The 23,771-nt window shown below is 67.3% G+C and carries 18 protein-coding genes; 12 read left to right on the top strand and 6 right to left on the bottom strand.

Features of this window, described 5'->3' with window-relative positions; translation table 11 throughout:
• Window positions 1–146: 146 nt before the first annotated feature.
• The 7 genes from RDV64_RS00915 to RDV64_RS00885 all read left to right on the top strand — a co-directional run bounded on the left by RDV64_RS00915 (window position 147) and on the right by RDV64_RS00885 (window position 8,104).
• The gene (locus tag RDV64_RS00915) at window positions 147–2,153 is read left to right on the top strand and encodes a hypothetical protein (protein ID WP_309197413.1); all 2,007 of its coding nucleotides are present in this window, start codon (window positions 147–149) and stop codon (window positions 2,151–2,153) included.
• Between the two features lie 99 nt (window positions 2,154–2,252).
• On the top strand, window positions 2,253–3,959 hold the full coding sequence (locus RDV64_RS00910; RefSeq protein WP_309197412.1) for a cisplatin damage response ATP-dependent DNA ligase: 1,707 nt from the start codon (window positions 2,253–2,255) through the stop codon (window positions 3,957–3,959).
• A 77-nt stretch (window positions 3,960–4,036) separates the two neighbouring features.
• Complete coding sequence (locus tag RDV64_RS00905; protein ID WP_309197411.1) at window positions 4,037–4,888, top strand: alpha/beta fold hydrolase; 852 nt, start codon at window positions 4,037–4,039, stop codon at window positions 4,886–4,888.
• On the top strand, window positions 4,885–5,388 hold the full coding sequence (locus tag RDV64_RS00900; protein ID WP_309197410.1) for an urease accessory protein UreE: 504 nt from the start codon (window positions 4,885–4,887) through the stop codon (window positions 5,386–5,388). Before RDV64_RS00905 ends, RDV64_RS00900 begins: the two co-directional genes overlap by 4 nt.
• The gene (locus tag RDV64_RS00895) at window positions 5,312–6,070 is read left to right on the top strand and encodes an urease accessory UreF family protein (RefSeq protein WP_309197409.1); all 759 of its coding nucleotides are present in this window, start codon (window positions 5,312–5,314) and stop codon (window positions 6,068–6,070) included. Before RDV64_RS00900 ends, RDV64_RS00895 begins: the two co-directional genes overlap by 77 nt.
• 110 nt (window positions 6,071–6,180) lie before the next feature.
• The gene (gene ureG, locus RDV64_RS00890) at window positions 6,181–6,801 is read left to right on the top strand and encodes an urease accessory protein UreG (RefSeq protein ID WP_309197408.1); all 621 of its coding nucleotides are present in this window, start codon (window positions 6,181–6,183) and stop codon (window positions 6,799–6,801) included.
• A 7-nt stretch (window positions 6,802–6,808) separates the two neighbouring features.
• Window positions 6,809–8,104, top strand: a complete 1,296-nt coding sequence (locus RDV64_RS00885) for an adenylate/guanylate cyclase domain-containing protein (RefSeq protein ID WP_309197407.1) — start codon at window positions 6,809–6,811, stop codon at window positions 8,102–8,104.
• Here RDV64_RS00885 and RDV64_RS00880 read toward each other — a convergent pair.
• From RDV64_RS00880 to RDV64_RS00870, 3 genes are read right to left on the bottom strand one after another with little or no spacing between them, the layout of a single operon-like run.
• Window positions 8,101–10,149, bottom strand: a complete 2,049-nt coding sequence (locus RDV64_RS00880) for a SpoIIE family protein phosphatase (protein ID WP_309197406.1) — start codon at window positions 10,147–10,149, stop codon at window positions 8,101–8,103. The two genes, RDV64_RS00885 and RDV64_RS00880, sit on opposite strands and share 4 nt — an antisense overlap.
• Window positions 10,150–12,021 carry a hypothetical protein gene (locus tag RDV64_RS00875; RefSeq protein WP_309197405.1) on the bottom strand — a complete coding sequence of 624 codons (1,872 nt, stop codon included), beginning with the start codon at window positions 12,019–12,021 and terminating at the stop codon, window positions 10,150–10,152.
• Window positions 12,014–12,754 carry a hypothetical protein gene (locus RDV64_RS00870; protein WP_309197404.1) on the bottom strand — a complete coding sequence of 247 codons (741 nt, stop codon included), beginning with the start codon at window positions 12,752–12,754 and terminating at the stop codon, window positions 12,014–12,016. Before RDV64_RS00870 ends, RDV64_RS00875 begins: the two co-directional genes overlap by 8 nt.
• A 221-nt stretch (window positions 12,755–12,975) precedes the next feature.
• On the opposite strand from RDV64_RS00870, the gene RDV64_RS00865 reads away from it, so the two are divergent.
• From RDV64_RS00865 to RDV64_RS00850, 4 genes are read left to right on the top strand one after another with little or no spacing between them, the layout of a single operon-like run.
• Window positions 12,976–13,650: a hypothetical protein gene (locus RDV64_RS00865; protein ID WP_309197403.1), complete on the top strand. Its 675-nt coding sequence runs from the start codon at window positions 12,976–12,978 to the stop codon at window positions 13,648–13,650.
• On the top strand, window positions 13,647–15,647 hold the full coding sequence (locus RDV64_RS00860) for an MFS transporter (protein WP_309197402.1): 2,001 nt from the start codon (window positions 13,647–13,649) through the stop codon (window positions 15,645–15,647). The genes RDV64_RS00865 and RDV64_RS00860 overlap by 4 nt, the downstream gene beginning before the upstream one ends.
• Entirely contained in the window at window positions 15,644–16,636 is a 993-nt protein-coding gene (locus tag RDV64_RS00855) for an ABC transporter substrate-binding protein (protein WP_309197401.1), read from the top strand. Before RDV64_RS00860 ends, RDV64_RS00855 begins: the two co-directional genes overlap by 4 nt.
• Entirely contained in the window at window positions 16,633–17,313 is a 681-nt protein-coding gene (locus RDV64_RS00850) for a GNAT family N-acetyltransferase (RefSeq protein ID WP_309197400.1), read from the top strand. Before RDV64_RS00855 ends, RDV64_RS00850 begins: the two co-directional genes overlap by 4 nt.
• 24 nt (window positions 17,314–17,337) lie before the next feature.
• Here the strand turns inward: RDV64_RS00850 and RDV64_RS00845 are convergent, their stop codons facing one another.
• On the bottom strand, window positions 17,338–17,682 hold the full coding sequence (locus RDV64_RS00845) for an STAS domain-containing protein (RefSeq protein WP_309197399.1): 345 nt from the start codon (window positions 17,680–17,682) through the stop codon (window positions 17,338–17,340).
• The gene (locus RDV64_RS00840; protein ID WP_309197398.1) at window positions 17,679–18,098 is read right to left on the bottom strand and encodes an ATP-binding protein; all 420 of its coding nucleotides are present in this window, start codon (window positions 18,096–18,098) and stop codon (window positions 17,679–17,681) included. Before RDV64_RS00840 ends, RDV64_RS00845 begins: the two co-directional genes overlap by 4 nt.
• A gap of 188 nt (window positions 18,099–18,286) precedes the next feature.
• Between RDV64_RS00840 and RDV64_RS00835 the strand changes: the two genes are divergently transcribed.
• Window positions 18,287–19,771 (top strand): sulfatase-like hydrolase/transferase, encoded by a 1,485-nt coding sequence (locus tag RDV64_RS00835; RefSeq protein WP_309197397.1) that lies wholly within the window; start codon window positions 18,287–18,289, stop codon window positions 19,769–19,771.
• Between the two features lie 422 nt (window positions 19,772–20,193).
• Here RDV64_RS00835 and RDV64_RS00830 read toward each other — a convergent pair whose 3' ends face one another.
• Entirely contained in the window at window positions 20,194–23,649 is a 3,456-nt protein-coding gene (locus RDV64_RS00830; RefSeq protein ID WP_309197396.1) for a PAS domain S-box protein, read from the bottom strand.
• Window positions 23,650–23,771 lie beyond the last annotated feature (122 nt).

Below are 23,771 nucleotides of genomic sequence, written 5' to 3'. Positions count from 1 at the left end.
TTGCGGATCCGGCGCGACGTCTCGCCCCCCATGACACGCCGATGAATTTTTAGTGGATTGGGTGCAGGCGGTCGACAATGGGTCGCCCGGAGCCATAGAGTCGCCCCATCGCCAGCTTTGGCAACAAAACGGGGTCGACTGCAAATATGTCTCGCTTCTTCACGATCGTGCTTGCACTCGTCACCGTGGCCTCATTGGCTGCGGCCGTTTACTTCTTCCAGGAACGCGAAGCGCTTCGGGACCAGGTGGCGACCCTGACGCTGGATGCTGACGATCAGGTTGCCCAGCTCACTTCCCAGATCGACGAGCTGAAGGGCGAAGCGGGCTCGCTGGATGCAATCAAGGCGGAGGTTGGCACTATCACCGCCGCGCGCGATCAGCTGAGCGCCGATATTGAAGCGGCAACCGCCGAGCTTGAAACGTTGAAGCAGGGGATCGAGGACGCGTCTGCGGCTCTTGATGCGCGGCAGGACGAGCACGGGGCGATCACCTCGGAAATTGCCTCGCTGCAGGCTGATGCACAGGCCGCATCCGGTGCGCTGAAGTCCACCCGCGATGCGCTGGCCGAGGCCGAGACGGCGCTGGAGACCGCCGATGCCGACCGCGCCGAGCTGGTGCGCGTGCAGGCGGAAACGCGCGCAGCAAAGGACGCGCTGGCCGCGCTCAAGACCGAAAATGAAGCGCTGAGCGAAGCCAGGGCGACGGCCGAGGCGGATGTGGCCGCCGCCCGGACGGCGGTTGCGGGCCTGGAGGAGGAGCGGGCGACCGCACAGGCTGCATTTGCCGCTGCGCAGAAGGATGCAGCGGAGAAGACCGCCGCGGTGGCAGCGCTGGAAGACCAGACCGCGAAGCTTACCGCCGAGTTGGCCGACCTCACCGACCAGCGGAAGGCAGCGCGCGCGACGCTCGATGCAACGGCGACCCAGCAGAACGAGGCGGAAGCTGCCGTCGAAAAGGCGCAGGCGGAGGCAGAGGCGGTCAACAGCGAACTGGCGGAGACGAAAGCGCAGCTGGAAGCGCTGAACCGTGAGCACGACAGCGTGAAGGCGGAACTTGAGCAGGCGCGCACACGGGTGAGCGAAGCGCGCGAGACGCTGGCAACCGAGCGTCAGACGCTGGAGACGACGCTTGCGGCGCTTGCCGAGGAGCAGAAATCGACTGAAGCGCGGTTGGCGGAACTCCAGGCAGAGTCCGCCGCGCTCGACAAGGCGCTGGCGCAGCGCAAGGACGAGCTGGCGGACGTCAGCACCGCGCGCGATGAGGCCCAAGCGGACCAGCGCGCCGCAGAAGAGGCCGTGGCCACACTGACGGCCCGGCAGGAGACGCTGGAAGCCGACGCGGCGAAGGCCGATGCGATGCGCGCAGACGTCGAGGAGCTGGACGCGCAGATTGTCGCGCTGACGGCCGAACGCGACGCGCTGGATGCCGAGGTGATGGGCATCAAAACGGAAGCTGCGCTGTTGGCGAGCGATGCCGAGGTCGCTCGGACCGCGCGCGCTGCTAACATTGCCGACGCAAAGGCCGAACGCGCTGAAGCCGAAGCAAAGATTGCAGAGCTCGAGGAGCAGCGGACAACGCTGGAGGCCGATGTTGCCGCGATTGAGGCCGAGCGTGCCGACGCCCGGCAGGATGTGGCGCGGGTTGGCGCGGAAATGAACGATGTTCGCCGCCAGCTCTCCAACCTCGAAAGCGAGCTTGGCGGACGGCGCGCGACGCTGGAAAACGAGATCAAGGACCTGCGGCGCGACGCAGAACTCTGGACCCGTCAGCGCGACGCACTGGTGGCGCAGATTGACGCCATGCGCAGCGCACCGGCGAACGCTGCCAGCGCACCGGCCGAGGCGCCCGCAGAAGCCGAAACGCCCGCGGCGGAAGCAGCCAAACCGGCCGCGGAAGCCGAGACGCCCGCAGCGGAAGCGGCAGAACCGGCAGCGGAAGCCGACACGCCCGCACCGGAAGCAGCCGAACCGGCCGCGGAAGCCGAAACGCCCGCAGCGGAAGCGGCAGAACCGGCAGCGGAAGCCGAAACGCCCGCACCGGAAGCGGCCGAACCGGCTGCGGAAGCCGAGACGCCCGCGCCGGAAGCAGCAGAACCGGCGGCGGAAGCCGAAACGCCCGCACCGGAAGCCGCCGAACCGGCAACGGCGCAATAAAGCCAGGCCGGACCATGCGGGAGGGCGGCCGACCCGTTTCTCCCGCATCCCGGCGCTTGTCCCCTTCGCTTTCGCGCGCAGCGCGCTAAAATCGGCGGGATGCAGGGGTTTGCGCATCTACTCGACAGGCTGAGCTACGAGCCGCGCCGCAACGGCAAGCTGGCGCTGATGGAAGCCTATTTCCGGCAAACGCCGGACCCCGAACGCGGCTACGCGCTGGCCGCTCTGACCGATGCGCTCAATTTCCAGCACGCCAAGCCCGGCCTCATCCGCGCGCTCATTGCCGAACGGACCGACCCGGTCCTCTTCGCCCTGTCGCGCGATTATGTGGGCGACCTGTCCGAAACCGTAGCGCTAATGTGGCCGAACCGTGCCCCGGCCGAAGCGGCGCCGGGCACCCCTGGCCACAACAACCCGCCGGCCGGGCCGCAACTGTCGGACGTCATCACCACGCTGGAGAGCACCGGCAAGGCGGGCCTTGCCGGGCAGTTGGCCGCCTGGCTGGACGATCTGGATGAGATCGGCCGCTGGGCGCTCCTCAAGCTCATCACCGGGGCGCTGCGGGTCGGCGTCAGCGCGCGGCTTGCGAAAACCGCCGTTGCCCGCCTTGCCCCGGTGGATGCCAACGCCGTCGAAGAGGTGTGGCACGGCTTGTCGCCGCCTTATGGCCCGCTGTTTGCGTGGCTGGAGGGGCGGGCGGAGGCGCCGGAGAGCGACGATCCCGCCCCCTTCCGCACCCCCATGCTCGCCAGCCCCACAGACCTTGAGCAGCTGGAAAAAAGCGAAGACCCGGCCGCCTTCGTGGCGGAGTGGAAATGGGACGGCATCCGCATCCAGATATCCGCCGGACACGACAAGCAGGGCCGCCATGTGGTCCGGCTGTTCTCCCGCTCCGGCGAAGATATTTCCGCCAGCTTTCCCGATGTCTGCGACGCGGTCGAATTCGACGGGGCGGTGGACGGGGAGCTGCTCATCGTCAAGGGCGGGCTGGTGCAGCCGTTCAACGTGCTCCAGCAGCGCCTGAACCGTCGCACGGTGAGCGCGAAAATGCTGCGCGACTACCCGGCCCAGGTCCGCCTCTACGACATCCTGTCCGAAAACGGCGAGGACCTTCGTCCGCTCCCCTTCGAGACGCGGCGGGCGCGGCTCGAAGCCTTCGCCGCGCGTGAAAACGCGATGTTCGATCTGTCCGCCACCTTCCCGTTCGGCACGTGGGCCGACGTTGCTGCGGCGCGGCAGGACCCGGCGTCGGCAGGGGCGGGGGAAGACGCGGCCGCGGTGGAAGGCGTGATGCTCAAGCGCCGCGACAGCGCCTATGTGCCCGGCCGCCCGAAGGGGCCGTGGTACAAGTGGAAACGCGACCCGTTCGTGATCGACGCGGTGATGATGTACGCCCAGCGCGGTTCGGGAAAGCGCTCGTCGTTCTATTCGGACTACACGTTCGGCGTTTGGGACGCGGAAGGCGCGCTGGTGCCGGTCGGCAAGGCGTATTTCGGGTTCACCGATGCCGAGCTGAAGGAAATCGACAAGTTCGTGCGCAACCACACGGTCGCGCGCTTTGGCCCGGTGCGCGAGGTGACGCACGAGCGGGACACCGGGCTGGTGCTTGAGGTGGCGTTCGAGGGCCTCCAGCGCTCCACCCGCCACAAGTCCGGCGTTGCGATGCGCTTTCCGCGCGTCTCGCGGCTTCGCTGGGACAAGGCGCCCCATGAGGCCGACGAGCTTGCCACCCTCAAGCAGCTTTTGCGCGTCGACACCAAGCCGAAGAAGCCGCCGAAGCCGGAAAATCTGAGCTTCGATTTTTGACAGCAATCACCACACCTTGCGTTGACGGCAGCGGTGCGGCGCACGACGCTGCGCCTCGCAACCGAAGGGGAACGGCGATGGGATATTTCCGCATGATTGCCGCCGGGCTGATCGGCCTCGCGGCGGCCGCGCCCGCGCTGGCGGACTGCGGCGGCGCGGACGATCCGTGCGTGATGGAAGGCGGCGCCTATCATATCGCCATGCCGGCGGACGCCAGGGGGCCGGTGCCGGCGTTCATCTATTTTCACGGAGCAGGGGCGTCGGGCGCCAACATCCGCGAGATGGCGTTCGCCAAAGCCCTCAACGCGCGCGGCTATGCGGTGGTGGCGCCGAACGGGCTCAAGCGGCCAGACTCGCGCTTCGGCCCCGGCTGGTCGTTCCGTCCCGAAAGCCCCGCCCAGCGCGACGAACTGGCCTTTACCCGCGATCTGATCGCGGACGTTGCGGCAAACCACGACGTCGATCCGGACCGCATCATCCTCACCGGCTTTTCCATCGGCGGCTCTCTGGTGTGGTATCTTGCTTGCAGCGATGCGGGCGTTGCTGCCGGCTACACCCCCTATGCCGGCGGCTTCTGGCGCCCGCATCCGGCTGATTGCGACGGGCCGGTCAAGCTCCTTCACACCCATGGGTGGCGGGACCAGACCGTGCCGCTGGAAGGGCGGCCGCTGCGCTCCGGCGCAATCTATCAGGGCGACATCTTCGAGGGGCTGGCGCGGTGGCGCGAGGAGAATGGCTGCGAGTTGCTGCGGGCCGATGTGTTCGATACCGAGGGGCGGTACTGGCGGCGCAAGTGGACGCGCTGCGCGCCCGGCACCGCACTGGAACTGGCCCTGTGGCCGGGCGGCCATATTCGGCCCGACGCCGAGTGGGCGGAGATGGCGGCGGACTGGGTGGAGGCCAACGTGTTTGAAGGAGACCCGAATTGATCCGTGCCCACCACCTTCTGGCTGATGGCGAGCAGCCGGACGCCGCAACGCTTCGCGCGCGCCTCAACTTCGACCTTCGCCACCGCCGCCGGCTGACACTCACGGCCGAGGGCGGCGAAAAGGTGCTCCTCGACCTTGCACAGGCAACGCGCCTTCGGGGCGGGGACCGGATCGCCATGGACGACGGCCGCGTGCTGGTGATCGAGGCGGAGGCGGAGCCCGTGATGGACATTCACGCCGCCGACCGGTTCGCGCTTACCCGCCTGGCCTGGCACCTTGGCAACCGCCACACCCCCACCGCGCTCTTCGATGACCGCCTGCGGATCAAGCCGGACCATGTGCTGGCCGCCATGGCCGAGGGTCTCGGCGCCCGCGTGGAGTCGCTGGAAGCCCCGTTCGACCCCGAGGCCGGCGCCTACGCCGATGGTGGCGGCCATCATCATCACCACCACCACGACGACCACGATCACGATCACGGCCATCACCACCACCATGACTGACGCCTATGCCGACGAGGCGGAGCGTGTTCAGGCGCTGCTTCTGGCGTGGTTTTCGCCAGCGTTGCCCATTGGCGCGTTCAGCTATTCGCACGGGCTGGAAATGATGTGCGAAACCGGCGCGATCCGCGACCGCGCCACAGCGTTCGGTGCCATCGAGGCTGCGCTCCGCCACGGCGCCGGATGGACCGACGGCGTCTTCATCGCCCACGCCCATGCCGCGGCTTTGGCTGAAGATGAAGCCACCGTCGACAGCCTTCTGGCGCTCGCCAGGGCGCTGGCGCCCTCGCGCGAGCGGTGGGAGGAGGCGGTGCAGCAGGGGACGGCCTTCATCGCCGTCACAGAGGCGGTGTGGCCGGGGCAGACGCTCCTGACGGAAGACACGCCCATCCCGCTTGCCATTGCCGTTGGCGTGGTGGGAGCGGCCTACAATGTCCCGGTGGTGCCGCTGGTGCAGGCGCATCTTTCGGGCTTTGCCGCCAACCTCGTTTCCGCTGCCGTCCGCCTCGTCCCGCTGGGGCAGACCGACGGGCAGCGGTTGACGCGCGACCTCGGCCCCGTCTGCGCCGAGATTGCGCGGGAGAGCGCTGCGGCGCCGCTGTCCGATGCAGGCGGCTTCACGCCGGGGCTGGACGTGGCCTCCATGCACCACGAAGATCAGCATGTGCGCCTGTTCCGCTCCTGATCGGACGCGCGCCACGGTTGAATTCGCCTCCGAATTCTGACTTTTGATGACGGCTCGATGCGCTGGCGCCTTGCCAGCGGTACGCCGAGCCATGGCGGGAAGGATTATTGATGACGCGCACAGCACACGGGCCGCTCCGGGTCGGGATCGGCGGGCCGGTCGGCTCCGGCAAGACAATGCTGATGGAGTGCCTGTGCAAGGCCCTGCGCGACAAGATCGACATCGTCGCCATCACCAACGACATCTACACCAAGGAAGACGCGCTGATCCTGTCGCGCGCCGAAGCCTTGCCGGTGGAGCGGATCATGGGCGTGGAGACCGGCGGCTGCCCCCACACCGCCATCCGCGAGGACGCCTCCATCAACCTTGCCGCCATCAAGGAAATGCGCGGCAAGTTTCCGGGGTGCGATCTGGTGCTGGTGGAATCGGGCGGAGACAACCTTGCCGCCACCTTCTCGCCCGAGCTTGCCGACATCACCATCTATGTGATCGACGTTTCGGCCGGCGAGAAGATCCCGCGCAAGGGCGGCCCCGGCATCACGCGGTCCGATCTCCTCCTCATCAACAAGACCGACCTTGCCCCCTTCGTCGGTGCCTCGCTCGACGTGATGCGCACCGATGCCACCCGAATGCGCGGCGAACGCCCGTTCCTGATGACGAACCTCAAGGCCGGCGACGGTGTCGCGGAGATTGTGGCGTTCCTGCGCGACACCGGCGGCCTCGAAATCTGATGCCTCGATGAGCCAGGATCGGGACGCACTGCTTTCGGAACGCATCCTGGATTCGATGCGGGACGGTGTCGTCGCGATCGACCTCACCGGGCGCATCATCACCTTCAACGAGGCGGCCGGGCGAATTCTCGGCAAGGCGCCAGACGATGTTCTGGGGCAGGCGTTCGCCGAGGAATTCCTGCTGGAAGAGCGGTTCGACGACTTCAACGAGCTTGTGCTGCGCGCTGTCTACGAGCACGAGGTCGTGCACAGCACCGACATCGTGCTCGCCGCAGCGGACGAGTCCGGCGAGCCGGTGGACCTGCGGGTTTCGTCCAGCTTTCTCACCCACCTCGACCCGGACGGGACCACGCAGCGTTTCGGCGTGGTCGTCGTCTTCTCCGACACCACCGAGCAGCGCAAGCGGCGCAAGCTGAAGCGCCTGTTCGGCGAATACGTGGACCCGCGCATCGTCGACGAGATCCTGTCCCGCGGGGACGAGGCCCGGAGCCGGCGCGGCGACATGACGATCTCGTTCATCGACATGCGCGATTATACCGGCTGGTCAGAGCGCCTCGAAGCCGAGCGCCTGACCGACCTTCTCAACCGATTCCTGACCGCCGTGACGCGGCCCATCGGCGAGGCGGGCGGCATCACCGACAAGTTCATCGGCGATGCGGCGATGGCCTGCTGGGGGCCGCCCTTCACCAACACCGACACGCAGGCCGCCGACGCCTGCCGCGCCGCCCTCGGGCAGCTTGCCGCGGTGGACGCCCTGCGCGCCGAAGTGGTGGCCGAGGGGCTGGAGAATGGCGAGCGTCTCGACGCTGTGGTCGGCGTTGCCACGGGCGACGTCCTGTCCGGCGACATCGGCCCGCCCGAAAGCCGCAACTACACCGTCATCGGCAACGCGGTGAACCTTGCCGCCCGGATCCAGGATCTGGCCAAGGTTTATGGCGTGCGCGTTGTCGTCTCCGAGGATACGCAGGCCCGCGCTTCGGATGTATTCTCCTTCCGCGAGCTGGACCGGATCACCGTGCGCGGCTCGCACCGGCCGGTGCGCATCTTCACCATCCTCGGCCCGGCCGGCACTGTTGCGGCCGAAACGCTGGCCCACGCGCAGCGATACGAGGCGCTGGTGGAAATGATGCGCGCTGCAGAATTTGCCACGGCGCGCGACGGGTTCGTGGCGCTGCTGGCCGACAAGCCGGACGATGGCCCGTCGAAGCTGATGCTGGCACGCGCCACGGCCTACGCGGTCACCCCGCCACCAGCGGGATGGGACGGGGTGTTCCACAACGGGTCGCCGCTCGCAAAAGGCTAGGCGGCGGGCGGAGCGCCGTCGTAGCGCAGCGCGAAGCATGTCACGTCGTCAAACTGGTCGGCGCCGTCCTCGAAGGCCAGCACATCGGCGCGCACGTCGGCGCAAAGGGCCGCCGGCGTTTCGGCGGCGTGCGCCACGATGAACGCTTCCAGCTTGTCCGTGCCGTATTCGGTGCCATCGCGGGAGAACGCCTCCGTCACACCGTCGGTGTAGGCAAAGAATGTGGAGCCCGGCGCAAGGACGATACTATCATCCTTGTAGGCAATGTCCTCCACCACCGCGAGGGCGGGGCCGCTGGCGCGCGGCAGCGTGACCAGCCCGCCGGCAGCCAGCACATAGGGCGGGTTGTGGCCCGCATTGGCGAACGCGAACTCGCCGGTATCGAGATGCAGGACGCCGTGGAAGAGGGTGACGAACATCATCTGTTCGTTGTCCGCCGCCAGAAAGCTGTTCACCTCGCCAACGGTTGCCGCCGGGGAGGGAGAGGTCAGCGCCGTTGCCCGGATCAGCGTGCGCGTGATCGCCATGAACATCGCGGCCGGGACGCCCTTGCCCGACACGTCGGCAATCACCATGCCGAGCCGGTTCTCGTCGATCATGAAGATATCGAAGAAGTCGCCGCCCACTTCCTTGGCGCTCTCCATCAACCCGAAGACATCGAACGAGGGGTGCGGCGGCAGCGGCTTGGGCAGGAAGCTCGTCTGCAACTCGCGCGCAATGTCGAGCTCCTGCTCGAGAGCGGCGAGGCGCGCGCGCGTGACGATGGCGGCCTTCAGCTCGGTGATCAGCTCGGTCAGCCGGGTCTGCTGGTCGGCAATGCGGGTCGACATGCGCTGGAGAAGGGTGGCGAGCGTGGCAAGCTCGGTGTTGGCCGGCGCGACGCCGGCCTTGCCGTCGGGCAGGACTTCGGCAAGGTCGGAGAGGATTTCCGCGCGGCCCTCGTCGTCCAGAAGCTCGGCAAGGCGCTGAAGTTCGCGGCGGATGACCCGCTCCTGTCGCCGGCGCTGGCGGGCAATGCCCTCATCTTGCTCGTTGAGGCGCTGGGCATTGCGGCGGAACACGGCGACGGCTTCGCCGATCCGCGCGATCTCGCCGGTGCCTTCCGACTCGAGCGGGCGCGACAGGTCGCCTTTCGACAGCGCATCCAGCGCGCCGACGGCGCCTTCGAGCGGCTTGAATGCGTTGCGCATCAGAAAATAGACGCCGGCCAGAATGATGAGCCCGGCGAGCGCAACGCCAATCAGCCCGAGGCGCTCCACCCGCTCACTGGCTTCGCGGCTCTCGGTGACATCGCGCAGCGCCACAAGCGTGCCGGTGGGGCGGCCGCTGATGTCGTTCAGTGTCATGGGGGTGGCGTAGTAGTCACGGGTCGCTGTGGCGATGAATTGCGGTTCGCGGGGGCGGCGCGGAAGCTGGTCGGCGGCCTCGGTCCACAGGGCAACGTCCGTTCCGGTGGCAAGCCGTCCGCGCGGGGAGAGAAGATAGGCCGGTTCGCCGATGTCGAGCGCCAGCTCTTGCAGCGTTGCCGCTGCGTCCACGGCAACGCTGAGAGCCCCGGCGAGGACCCCGCGGATGACGATGGGCCGGATCACGGCAATCATGAAGCGGTCCGGCGAATCCTGCCGCAGGCCCGCGATGATCTGCTCGCGGCCGGTGAGCGTTGCAATCTCGCGTGCATCGATGAGCGGGGCGGCGCGGAACAGGGGCGCATTGGCGCTGACGAGCTCGGCGTCGAGGTCGACCACCTGAACCGTGATGCCGCTGGTGACGGCGGGCGAATCGCCGATGACCTTGCCCACATCATCGCGCGAGAGGCTTGGTGCAAGGGTGGCAATGCGCGCCGCAAGATCCGTCGCGATGGGTTCGAGGTCTTCCATCTTGTTGGCGACCAGATTTTCCCACAGGGAGCGTTGCAGCGCGACCGCAATGGCGCCCAGCCTGTCTGCCTGATATTGGCGCTGGGAAAACCCGACAGCCAGAAGCGCAAGCCCGATCAGGACGATCGCGCAGGCAAACAGGAGTGTGACGCGCGTGCGCAGCAGCATCTAGCGCCTCCGCACGGTGGCGATGACGCCGACAAGGGCGGCCACCGCAATGGCCAGGGCGAGCGTGCTGCCAAGCGCCGGGACGAGGAATTTACCGGCTTCGAGCGCGCCGGCAAGGAGGGTGCCGGCCGCAAGGCAGGTTGCGCCGCCAAAGCCGAAAGCGCGGCTGCCGGCGCCCCGAACCGCAAGACCGAATGAAAGGCCCACCACCGCGGCAACCCCGAGCGTGGAAAGCAGCGCCGGTTCGGCGAAGAGTGCAGCTGCAAACAGCGCCACGACCAGCGCGGCGCCGCCGACGCTGAAGGCGCGCTGCGGCGGGCCGGAGAGGGCAAAGGGCAAAAACGCCGCGGCGCCCGTCACAACCGCAACGTAGCCGAGACCTGCATAATCCTCCCGCATGGCGCCTGCGGAAAAGCTGATGTCGATCCAGGTGACCACCGCAAAACTTGCCGACACAAGCCCGAGCGCCGTGGAAAGCGGAAGGCCCCAGCGCGGCCGCCGTGCTGCGCGACGGCGCGGCGGTCCGGCCGCTGCGGTGAGCGCGATGATTGCGGTGAGGACGCCGACGGTGGCGAAACTGATCCGGCGGCCCGCAGCTTCGGCCAGGAGTGCGCCAAGGGTGGGCCCCACGGCGGCCGCACCAATCAGCACAATCCCGGCCCGCCACGGGAGACGGGCGAATGCGCCTTCGGTGCAAAATGTACTGCCGACCGCAATGGCGCCGAACAGCCCGGCCGCGCACTGGAGGGCGGTGAAGATGTAGGGGTCGCGCACAATGGCGGTGACGCCGATGGCGGCGGCTGCAATCAGGAGGGAAAAGAGCGGCGTCAGCTTTGGCGCGCGTCCGCCAAGGGCGAATGCAACCGCAAGGCCGACAATGGCGCCCAGCGCATTGGCGCCGACGGCACTGCCGATGGCGAGCGGCACATGGACCGTGTCGACCCGGTCGGCGGCAAAGCTTGCAACGAGGGCGCGCGGCGTGAACAGCGCAGCCAGCGCTGCGAACGGCCACCACAGGGCATTTGCCGAGCTCAGCATCCGGCCCTTGCGCGGCCTGTCGAACGAGTAGGCGGCCAGCGGAGCGAGCGCATCGTCGATTTCGGTGCGGACCCGGCCGAACGTGTCGAGCGCGCGCACCTCGTCGGTGAGGGCGACGAGGCGGCGGTATTCGCGCCGGATGGGGGCAAGCAGCAGCCCCGCACTGCGCCCGAGCGCCAGCATCGCGCCGGCCCGCGGCGGTGTGAATTCGCCGAACGTTCCGCGGCCGACAGCGCCGGCTGCGGCACCAAGGCGCGCCTGCGGCAGGTTCAACCGCTCCAGAAGCGCGATGCGAAACAGGATGCCGGACAACAGCCCCACAAGAAGAGCCATCGCAATGGCAGAGCGCAGCAGGTGCAGTCTGGCCGTTTCGGCGATCTGCGGCGAGGGACCGGCGATGATGGTGCCCACCGCCTTGTCATCAACCATGATCTGCGCGCGCACCAGCGGCCGCGGCACCGCTGTTCGCGCAGGAACGGCGAAAAGGCGTTGCTCCTCGGCACCGAGCACGAGAACCGCGGAAACAAGGTTATCCGACCGCAGGACAGCGCTCAGATAATCATCGACGCCGCGCATCTGGGGAAGGGGAATGCCAAGGGCGACGGCCTCGGCAAAGTCCTCGGCCACGGCGCTGGCGAGGGTCTGCGCCGCTTCGGTGGAGGCCACTTCCAGACGCTGGAGGCGCGGCTGGATCATGATGGTCGCAAGCCAGAGCGTTGCCACGAGCACCACCGCGCCGACCGAGAGGGCCAGCACGAAGGCAGCCCTGTCGGCGCGGCGGGCACCGGCAAGATCCCGCTGGCCGGCCTGATGTGACGGGACTGGCTCAGACAATGGCATCGAGCCGCTGGATTTCGGTGCGGACTTGGGCCAGCACCGCATTGGTGTTTGCACAGCTTTCGACGGCGCGGAGATTGGCCTGATCGAACGCATCGCGCCGCTCCGGCGGCGGGGGCGGTGTCTTCAGGTCGATCCATGCCCTGCGGTAGGACCAGCGGATCACGACGGCCGCAATCACCAGCGCTCCCAGAGCCACGAGGATGATGGCCGGCAGCATCATCCGCACCGTGCGCGGCGCTTCGGAAAGTGGAGCGGAGAGGGCGTCGCGGTCGATGATGAGGGCGGCCCACCCTTCGACCTGACCGAAATCGTTGCTGACCGGCCGGCCCATGGTCACACTATCGAAGGCTTCGGCGCGCCAGGTCTCGTTGTGCGTGTCGTTGATGGCGATGCGCCACCGGTCCGGAATGGGTTCGCCAAGGGCGCCGCGATCGGTTGAATAAAGGGTCGTCCCGCCAACCGAGATCACGTCCGCACCGAGAATGGAGGGCGAGCGCGACATGGCACGCTCCAGCGCGGCGGAGGCCTGGTTCACCTCGCCCAGCGCCAGGCCGAGGTGGAGATTGCGTTCGATGGCCTCGTCGGCGCGCGATAAAATGAAATCGAACTGGGCGGCCGCAAGCTGCGCGGCAGACCGTTCCATCGTCCGCGTTGCCACGAGCGTGTAGGCGATGACGCCCAGAACGGCGATGAGAACCGTTGAAGTTAAGACGGAAAAACGACCCATGATGTTTCTCTAGCACCCGGGGGAGAGCCCGTCAGGTGCGTAACTTCGGTTCCACCCATCACGCCGTGACGACGTTGACAAGATCGGGGGTGGCGAGCAAGCCTGCACGCGAAGACGCCGTGCGACCGTCGTGTGCATTCCTGTCCCGCCGTGGCCTTGCACCGCCGACGAAAGCTTCCGGCAGACCGGACCACACGCCGCCAAGCCGAAAAGGGGTGATCGTGCGCGCACTCGCCCTGGCAATTCTTGCCTCGCTCCTGCCGCTTCTGGCGGTGACGTTGCTGCTCGGCGCTTACCTCAATTATGCCAGCGTGCGCGCCGCTTATGTCGAGCTGACGGGGGAGCGGTTCGAGACCGTCAGCCGGCGGATCGCCAACGAAGCCCACACCGCACTGATGCTGGGGTTGCCGCTTGCCGGACAGGTCGGTCTGGAGCGCACGATGGAGCGTGAAATGTCCGCCGATCCGGCCATCGGCGCGTTGCGGGTTGCAGCGCTCGATGGCCGGGTGCTGTTCGAGAGCGGGACCGTTGCCGGCGAAGGCTTCGAGGACAGCAATGAAACCCTGCGCAGCGCGATCATCATTTCCGCCTTTGGCACCGTGGAGGGGCAGGTGATGGCCATTGCCGACCCTCAGCGGGTGTATGCCGCGCTTGCGCCGCTGGCGCCGCGGGTGATCAGCACCGCGCTCATTGCCGGCCTTGCCGGGGCGCTGGTGCTCATCGTGCTGGTCTCGCTCGGGGTGCGGGGCGCGGTCAGCCGCCTCCTCGGCCCCGAAACGGCCGAAGGCCGCGTCCCGCCCGAAACCGCAGCCATCCTTGCCGATATTGCCCGTGAACAGGACGCCATTGCCGCCCAGATGGCGCGCCCGCCTGGCCATGAGGCACGCGCCACATGAACCGCCGCACCGATGCTGCCGTCCTTGCCATCGTTCTGGCGACACTCATTGCCGGGCTGGCGCTGATCTCCTGGCAGACCGTCGAAGGCGCACGCGCGCTTCTGGTGCCTGCTCTGGATCGCAAGGCGGAAAGCGTTGCCAGCTCCATCGCCAGCCTTTCGTCCGAAGCCGTGGGCTACGGCATTCCGGTGGACCGCTTCGTGGGCGCAAACGCCGTGCTGCAGAATGCGCTGGACGAGAACGCCCAGTTCGCGGCGGCTGCGCTGGAGGACGAGAACGGCAATATCGTGGCCAGCGTCCAGCGCAGCCGGTTCGCAAATACCGACGCTGCAGACGAATGGCGCCGGGTTCATGCACCTGTCGTCGGGCCTGACGGCGAGCCCGCCGGACGGGTGGAGATTGCCGTGCCGGTGGATGTGGCGCAGACGCTGGTGCGCGATTTGTGGGTCGACGGTCTGGTGCTGCTGGTGGTTGCGGTGCTGGTGGCGCTGGAACTGACGGCCTTTGCGTTTGCGCTGCCATCGGCGCAGCGGTTTCGCGGCCTCAGCCTGCGGCTGGATGCGGTGAGGCAAGGCAATCTGCGCCTGCTGCCGCCGGTGGGCGGCAGTGGACCCATCGCCGCCGAGATCGATGCGATCGACCACCGCGTCAACAAGTTGCGCGCGCGCCATGCGCGCCTGGCTCTCCAGGCGGCGGAGGCGGGGGATGCAGCGTCCACCGCCCGGCTTGAAGCCTTTGCGGCCGCCCACAACATCGGCAAAGGCTCAGAGCCCGCGCCGGTTTCGCTGGTTGCCATCCGCGCCCCGGTGTTCCTGTTCTTCTTTGCCGAGGAAATGACCCGGCCATTTTTGCCGCACTACATTGCCAGTGTGGCGCATGGCGCCAGCGGTACCGCCACCCAGCTCGTGATTGCGGCGCCCATGGTGATCTTCATGGCCATCGTGGCCCTGTCCCAGCCCTGGCTGAACGGGGTCACCGAGCGCTTTGGCAGGGCGCGCGCGCTGCGGGCAGGCGCGCTGGTGGCAGCGCTCGGTTTTGCCGGTACGGCGTTCGCCACCACAATGACGGAGCTGATCGGCTTTCGCGCCGTCACCGCCATCGGCTTTGCCGCGGTGTTCGTGGCAGCGCAGGGGTTCATTGTGGACCGGACGGATTCGCGGCAGCGGGCGCGCGGCATCGGCCTCTTCGTTTCGGCCATCATGGCGGCGATGCTGTGCGGGCCGCCCATTGGCGGCATCGTGTCCGATCGGCTGGGCGAGAACACCACCTTCCTCGTCAGCGCCGCCATGGCGCTTGCCGCCTATGCGTGCGCCTACGTGGCGCTGCCAGCCACCGCCGGGCAGAATGCGGTCCGCGGACGGGCGGTGCGCCTGTCCGATCTTGCCACGGTCCTGAAACGCCCGCTGATGGCGACGCTTCTGGTGGGCTGCGCGCTCCCGGCCAAGATGCTCCTGATTGGCGTGTGCTTTTATTATCTGCCGCTGGCGCTGCAGGGGCAGTTCGAGGATTCGGCCATCGGCCGGGTGCTGATGCTCTACGGGCTCGCCATGCTGATTGTGGTGCCCACCATCTCGGCGTTCAGCGACAATGCGCGAAATCGGACGCCTTTTGTGGTCGGCGGCGCTCTGGCGGCGGCCAGCGCCGTGGGGCATCTTTACCTGTGGCCGGCGCCGTGGGGCGCCGCTGCCATGGTCGCGCAGATCGGCATTGCACAAGGCATCTCGACGACGCCGCAGTCGGCGCTGGTGGGTGAAATCGGCCGCCGCATCATTCCGGACCTTTCGGAGGGCGGGGTCTACGGTGTGTTCCGTCTGGTGGAGAGGCTTGGCACAGCGCTCGGGCCTTTGTTTGTGGGCGCATTGTGGACCATGTGGTCCGCCGAAGTGGCGCTTGTGGCAACGGCCGTTATCGTGGCAGGCGGCGGGCTCGTGTTCGGGCTGACGGCGTGGCTCGCCGGACGGTCCGGCACCTCGGTTGAAGTGGGGGAGATGACATGATTGGCGTATCGCGCCGGACCGTGCTTGGCGGCCTTGCGGCCCTCTCCGCACCGCGGATCGCGAGAGCCAGAGACCCGTTCAGGATCTTTCAGATCACATACCGCGGCGAAACCGATGTGGAACGCGGTTTCCGCGACTATCTGGAGCAACGCGGCATCGACGTGGAAATCACCCACCGCTCTGCCGAGCTGGACCCTTCGCGGGTGCCGGACATTCTGAAGGAAGTCCGTGAGGCAAAGCCGGACCTTGTCTACACATGGGGAACACCGGTCACGCTGGCGACCTTCGGCAAGGACGATGACCCCGACCCCGCGCGCTATATCACCGACATTCCGGGCGTCTTCACCATGGTATCGACACCGGTGAAGGCGGGCGTCGTGCCGAGCCGCGCCTCTTCCGGGCGCAACATCACCGGCACCTCTCACGTGGTGCCGGCCGCGCCGCAGCTCCGCGCGATGGACGCCTACCGCCCGTTCAAGCGGCTGGGCGTGCTCTATACGCCCACCGAGCAGAACTCGAACGCAATTGTCGCGGACCTGCGCAGCATCGAGGGCGAGATGGGCTTCACTTTGCTGGAGCGCACGTTTGCGTTGGGTGCCGACGGCAAACCGGATGCGTCGACCGCCCCCGCTCTGGTGGCAGAGTTGGCTGCCGAAGGCGCCGAGTGGCTCTATTATCTGCCGGACACGTTCCTGTCGCAGAACATCGAGCAGGTGGCCCCGGCTGCGACGGCGCTCGGGCTGCCCGGCTTTTCGGCGGTGGAGCTGCTGCAGCGGTCAGCCCTCATCAGCCTCGTCTGCCGCTATTATTCGCTGGGGCAGCTCACCGCCTACAAGGCCGAGCAGATTCTGGTGACCGGCACGGCGCCGGCTGAAATTCCCATCGAGACGCTGGAGCGGTTCGCGCTCATCATCAACATGCCGCTGGCGCGCGAGATGGAACTCTACCCGCCGCTGGGCATGTTGAGCTACGCGAACGTCCTCACATGACCCTGGCCGCCGCCTCCACGCTGGACGAGGTCCGCCTGACGCGCGGGGATGTCGACGAGGTGTACCGCCTGTACCTCAGCGCCCTGTCGCGCCTGCCCAATCCGGCAGCGGTGCGGCCCGACGAGCCGGCATTCTTCGACGAGATTTTCGCAGTCGGCGGCGGGATCGTCGGCTTTCGCGACGGGCCGCAGCTCATCGCCTACGGTGTTCTGCGGCCGGTGCTGGACAGTGAGCACGACCGGACCGGCCTTGCCAGTGTGGTTCCGGCCGAGGCGCCGCTGATGGTGCTCGACGGTTCCGCGGTGGCACCGGCCTACTGGAGGCGCGGGCTGCAACGCGCGATCATCGACACGCGGATTGCAGAGGCCGCCCGCCTTGGCGCCAGCCACGTGATTGCCAAGGCCTCGCCCGGCAACATCCCGTCCATGCGCAACCTGTTGAAGTGCGGCTTTGCAACGGTTGCGCTGGTGCGCAAACCCTATGGCTGGCGCTATGTGAACCACCGCCCGGTGGCCGCGCCCGTTCGCCCGGCAGCAGACTGCCAGTGGATGGAAGCGGGACGGATCGACGAGGCGCAGGACCGGTTTCAGGCCGGGGAGGCGGCCTTTGCGTGCCGGGCACAGGACGATGGCATCGGCCAGCTCAAATTCGGCCCGTTGCGCGGCGGCGCCGCCTGAGGCGGCAGGAAAGCACAGTCCGCGTCAGGCGGTGGCGGCCACCGCTGCTGCACGGTCGTCTGTGACCGTGAAGAGGTTGAGAAAGCCGGAAATCTCGAAGACTTCCCGGATGGCCGGCTGGAGGTTCGCCAGCACCAGCTTGCCGCCGGCCGTGCGCACCCGCTTGCCGGCCAGAAGCACAACCCGCAGGCCCGCGCTGGAAATGTAGGCGAGATCGGCAAAGTCGAAGACCATGCGTGTGGAGCCGGCGGCAATGGCAGCGAGCACCGCCTCCTCGAATGTTTTCGATGTCTGCGAGTCGATCCGTCCGGCTGGGATGAAGACGGCAACGCCGTCCACCGTTTCGGTCTTGAGTGTCAGCTCGCTCACGTTAACTCCTTGAGGCCGATCGTGAAGGTCAGCACGTTGTGCCCGTCGGCATAGGTGTAGCCCAGAGTCTCGGTCATTTCGCGTACAAGATGGATGCCGAGCCCGCCGATCTCGCGCTCCTCCACACTGGCGCTGACATCGACCGGGGGCCGGGTCAGCGGATCGAACGGGGCAGCGTTGTCGCGCACAGTGCCCTTGAGGGCGTCGCCGTCGCGCTGGACCGTGATGTCGACCGTGGCGCCGCCGGGTCCCGCGCCGTGGTTGATGATGTTGGTGACGATCTCTTCCAGCACCAGATCGAGCGTGAAGGCCGACTTCATCGGCAGCGCCTGGTCTTCGGCAAACGCTTCGACCGCGGCAGCAAGCAGGCCGGGATCGTCAGAGCTTGCGAGGGTCAACGTGAAAGCCTGGCTCACACCACTCGTCCTTGCTTGCCCAGCCGCGGCGACTGACCGGCCATGGCTTTCGTGTAGCCGGATCCCATTGAAGCACGTTACGAAGCCGGTGCGCTTTGGCAAACTCCTAAGATTACCGTCCGAACTCGTCAATTGCGTTGGGGCACCGCCGGCACCATGCGCCCCGCAACAAGAGGCAGAACGCCCCGATGGCAAAACCCCGCAACCTGCTCTTTCTCTTTTCCGACCAGCACACACCGGCTGTCACCGGCTGCTATGGCGACAAGGTGGTCGATACCCCGCACATCGACCGGCTTGCAGCCGAAGGCGTGCGCTTCACCAACGCCTACTGCCCTTCGCCAGTGTGCGTCCCAAGCCGGATGAGCATGCTGACCGGCCGCTTTCCCCACCGGCAGGAGTGCTGGACCAACGACGATATCTTGCGCTCGGACCTCCCCACATGGCTCCACGCGATGGGCGCGGCCGGGGCGCGGCCGGTGCTGATCGGCCGGATGCATGCGCTGGGGCCGGACCAGCTGCACGGCTATGCGGAGCGCCATGTGGGCGACCACAGCCCCAACTGGCCGGGCACGTCGCGCCATTCGCTCGGCGTACTGGCCGGCACCAACGATCCGCAGCCCGAAGCGGTGGCCAAAAGCGGCCCCGGCCATGGCGCCTACCAGGCCAAGGACGAAGACGTGACCGAAGCCGCGGTCAAATGGCTGCGCGAGGAGGCGCCGCGGCATGCTGCCAGCGGGACCCCGTTTGCGCTCACTGTCGGCCTGATGCTGCCCCACCCGCCCTACGTTGTGGACCGGGCCGCCTTCGAGGCCTACGCGGACCGTGTGCCGCCGCCGAACCTTGGCCCCGAGGCCGCAGACCACCCGTTCCACACCTGGTGGCGCGGGAACCGCGGCATCGACGATGTGCCGGCCGATGCCGTGGCGCGGGCGCGCGCTGCATATTGGGGCCTTGTGGCGCGGATGGACGAGATGATCGGCCGCGTGCTCGCCGCGCTAGGCGAGGCGGGGCTGATGGATGACACGCTGATCGTTTACGCCTCCGACCATGGCGACCATGTGGGCGAGCGCGACCTGTGGTGGAAGCACACGTTCTACGAGGAATCGGTGAAGGTCCCGCTGGTGATGCGGTTGCCGGGCGTCCTGCCTGCGGGCGCGGTGCGGGACCAGGTGGTCAACCTCACCGACCTCAGCCAGACCATGATCGAGGCGATGGGCGGCGCGCCACTGCCCCACGCCGATGGCCGCAGCTTCTGGGCTCTGGCGCAGGATGCCGCCGCACCGTGGCAGAGCGAAACCTTCTCCGAATACTGCACCGACGCCGTGCCGGCCTGGACCGGCGGCCGCGCCGTGCAGCAGCGGATGATCCGTTCGGGCGACCACAAGCTCATCATCTACGACAATGCGCCCGACCAGCTGTTCGACCTTGCCGCAGACCCCCTGGAAACCCGCAATCTGGCAGCGGACCCGGCCCACCAGACCGTGCGCAATGCGCTGCGCGCCCGCCTCACCGAAGGCTGGAACGCTGGCGAGATTGCCGCGCGGATGGCCGAACGCCGGATCGAGAAAGACCGGCTCGGGGCATGGGCGCGCGCCATCCAGCCGGAGAGCACCCAAGTCTGGTCCTTCGATCCCGCCATCAACCGGCTCGACGACCCTGATGGCAGCGGATGAGGGGCACGGGCCGGATGAGCGGGCCACGGCAACAAGCCGCCTTATTTTACAAGGCGAACATTGAAGGTGTTTCCTCTCACGGACCGATCCGACATGGATCTTCAGGGGCTGCGCAAGATCATCACGATCTGTTCTCGATCGGTCTATTTTCAATGCGTTGCCGGTACTGCGCCTTTACGAAGAATTTTAGCAGAACTCTGCAAACAAGCGCGCGCTGCCAACGTCCGGCAACAAGAACCAGATGCAGCAAAGGCCATTGCGCAACCGCGATGACGTTCCTTGAGGCGCTGACGTTGGGTGGTGGCCGTCTGCGCTCCAGAAGCCGATGAATCCCGCCACAGACGGCGCGGCAATAGATGAAGACGACATCGGCGCCGCCTTCAATCCCAAAGCGCGATGTCAGGGCACACGCGCCGCGCCCGTCAGGCGAGGGCTTCGGCGATGGCGCGGGCAAGTTCCTCGCGCTGGAACGGCTTGCGGAGCATGGTGAGGCGGTCGTTGATGACCGCCTCCGCGTCTGCATTGCCGCTCATCATCACCACGGGTAGATCGGGCCTCGTTTCGAAGAGGTCCCGTGCGAGGGCGAGGCCGTTGCGCGGGCCGGGCAGCACGACGTCGGAGAGGACGAGGTCGACGTCGAACGCTGCGAGCACCTCCTCCACCTCGGCGACGTCGCCGGTATCGATCGTCATGTAACCAAGCCTCTGCAGCGCCTCGACCAGCACCACCCGCACCTCCGCCTGATCCTCGACCACGAGGATCGTCGCGTCGCGCACAGCGGTGTCTGGCGTTTCCTCGTCCGTGGGGGTGGTGGGCGGCACGGCCACCATGTCGGTCGACTGCCGGAAATAGAGGTTGATCGTCGTGCCTTCGCCCAGCGCGCTGGAAAGCGTGACCGCACCGCCGGTCTGCTGCATGAAGCCGTAGACCATGCTCAGCCCGAGGCCGCTGCCCGAACCGCTGTGCTTGGTGGTGAAGAACGGCTCCAACACGCGCGATTGCAGCTCCGGCGGAATACCCTCGCCGGTATCGATGATGCTGAGGCAGACGTAGCTGCCGGGCTCCAGCTGCTGCGGCGCCTCGCCGTCCCCGAATGTGACGAGCGCGGCCCTGATCGTCAGGGTCCCGCCGTCAGGCATCGCATCGCGCGCATTGACGGTGAGGTTCAGGAGGGCGGCTTCCACCTGCGAGGCGTCGGTGTTTACCGCCAGCTTCATTTCGGGGGCGTCGACCTCAATACGCACGGCCTCGCCTGCTGCGCGGCGGAGGAGGTCGGTGATGCCGCGCACCAGCGTGACGAGGTCAAGCGTGGCGCGGGAGAGGGGCTGGCGGCGCGCAAACGTCAGCAGACGGCGCGTCAGCTGAGCGCCGCTTTCAACCGCCTTGGCCGCCGCCTTCACCCGGCGCCGTGCGACCGGATCATTGTCCACCGACACATCCAGAAGCTCGAGATTGCCCTGGACGACGCACAACAGATTGTTGAAGTCGTGTGCGAGGCCCCCGGTGAGCTGACCGACCGATTCCATCCGCTGCATGTGCATGAGGTCACGCTCCGCGCGACGCCGCTCGGTAACGTCGGTGAGAACGCCGATCACCCGGTTGCAGCTGCCCTCGTCCTCCCATTCGATCAGCTCCGAGAGCTCGATCTCGAGAACCTGGCCGTCGGAACGGACGAATTCGTACTCGCCGTGCAGGGTCTGTGTACCACCGCCGGGCGGGCTCGCGTGGGCGCGGTTGGCAAGGGCGCGCTCGCGGGATCCGGTGGTCATGAAATCGGTGAACGGGCGGAACAGAGCCTCCGCACGCGTGTAGCCGAGCTTGTCGCACCAGTAGTCGCTGACGTGTTCGAGCGCGCCTTCGAGGTCGGTCGATTGCAGCATCATCGGCGTGCGGCTGAACATCTGGCGGTGCTGGTACTCGCTTTCGCGCAAGGCAAGCTGGGCCTCCACCAGTTCGGTCACGTCGCTGGTGACAACGCAGACGAGCTGCTCGCCGGTGGTGGCGTCGGCGAAGGGGACGCGGGTCGTGCTGACCCAGCCGCTTGCGCCCTCCGTCATGTCGTCCGGTCCCGGCGCGGCGGAAACCATTGTGCCCTGGGCGATGACGCGCAGGTCGCTGCGCCACTCGCGCTGCGCAAGGTCCGGGCGGATCGCCTCGAGGTTGATCCCCTCAACATCGGCGATGCCCCGGCCCAGTGCGTCGGCCGCCGCGCGGTTGCAGCGCAGGATCTCGTTGCGCGTGTTCTTGACCATGATGCGTGAAGGCACGCTGTTGAGGATCAGCCGCAACTCCTGCTCGTGCTGCTTGAGCGCTGCCTCGTTGCGCCGAACGTCGGTGATGTCGCGCGCCTCGGCGAGGACGTTGACGAGTGCGCCTGTCTCGTCACAAACCGGCACCAGCGCGCAATTGACAGGCACGCGGCGGCTGGCGGCGCCGAAGAGCTCGACCTCATAGCGATGGGAAACGCCGCCGCGCGCAAGACGGAATGCGGCGGCAACGTGCCGCGACAGGCCCGGATCGCGCGCAAAACCCGGCAGATCCCAGAGGCGGCAGCCGATGACCTCGTCGCGCGAAAGGCCGCTCATGCGCAGCGCCGCGTTGTTGATCTCCAAAACGTTGCCATCCGGGGACAGCAGTGCGCAGAATTGAAACGTGTTGTTGAAGATCGCGAGGTAGCGCGCATGCGCCTCACGCAGCAGCCTGAGCGATTCGACCGACTGCGTAACGTCGCGCTCGGAGACCACAGCCCCGATGCAGGCGCCGTTGGCGTCCTCCATCGGCAACGCCGTGGAGAGGATTTGTCGCGCCGCCCGGCCTGGAACGCGGATCTCGAGCCGCTCGTCGACGACCCGCTCCCCGTCGAGGGCCCGAAACAGGGGCGATTTGCGCTGTGGGACGCGCTCCGTCGCGCCAATGCCGTAAAGGTTCAGCGCTTCGGCGGGCAGCGATGCTTTTTGCGCCTGCTCCTCGTCGAGGTCGTGCATCTCGCGCAGCCGTCGGTTGCGGAAGAGAACGTGACCGCGCGCATCGCACGCGGACATCCCTTCGTCGACGGATTCCAGAACGGCACGAAGGAAGTGCTGATTTTCCGCCAGCATCGCTTCGGCCGTGACGCGGGGGCTGATGTCATCGCACCAGGAGAGGATGCCGCCGATCGCGCCGTCTTTGTTGAGCCATGGATCGAGATGGCGGCGGATGAATTTCTGCACGCCGCCGGTCCGGCGAATGCTGTCGCGCTCGACCACGATCGGCTGGCCCGAGAGGCACCGCCTTTGCTGGTCGCTCCATTCTGGCGGAAGGTCGGGCATGACGTCATAGAGCGAGCGGCCAAGGATCTTCTCTCCCGTCAGGCCAAACAGCGTCCGGTAGGACGTCGAGACCGCGAGGAAGCGCATCCCGGTGTCGAACATGGCAATCGCAGCCGGAGCCGCCTTGAGGAATTCCTGAAAGAGGACGCCGGCGCTTTCCACTTCCGCGGTGGTCGCAAGCGTGGGGGCCGCGGCCTGCTCCTCGAGAATGCCTGCGGCCAGACAAACGACATCTTCAAGGTCGTCCGCCGCGATGGCGTCGACCGCAGCATCGGACGAGACGCGGAGCACGAGCTGGCCGAGCTGCTCGCCGACGCTCCCCAAGATCGGCGCGGTGACCTCTCTGAGCGCTTCGCCGGCGGCGGGGCGCCGGTCCGCCGTGAGGTCGCCGGCCGCCGCAAGTGCGCGGGCGGGATCCGACGTGTGTGGCGGAAGGATCATTGCGGCCGATGCGCCGAACCTGCCGCGGATGACACGGGTCAGACGGTCGAGCGCACCGGCCTCCCGTGACAGTGACGGCGGCAAGCTGCCGGTCCGCGCGACAGGTTCGAAAATGATGTTTCCGGCCACAACAACCTCGACAGCCTGTGGTCATGCAATGACGAAAATCTTGCTTTTAGATAATAAACAAAGAGTCTTCGAGCGCACTGTAAAGTATATCATCTGTCGGGGCGACCTGCGGCATCGCCGCA

It is taken from the genome of Acuticoccus sp. MNP-M23 (assembly GCF_031195445.1).
Classification (GTDB): domain Bacteria; phylum Pseudomonadota; class Alphaproteobacteria; order Rhizobiales; family Amorphaceae; genus Acuticoccus.
This window is presented reverse-complemented; position numbering and strand designations above follow the sequence as displayed.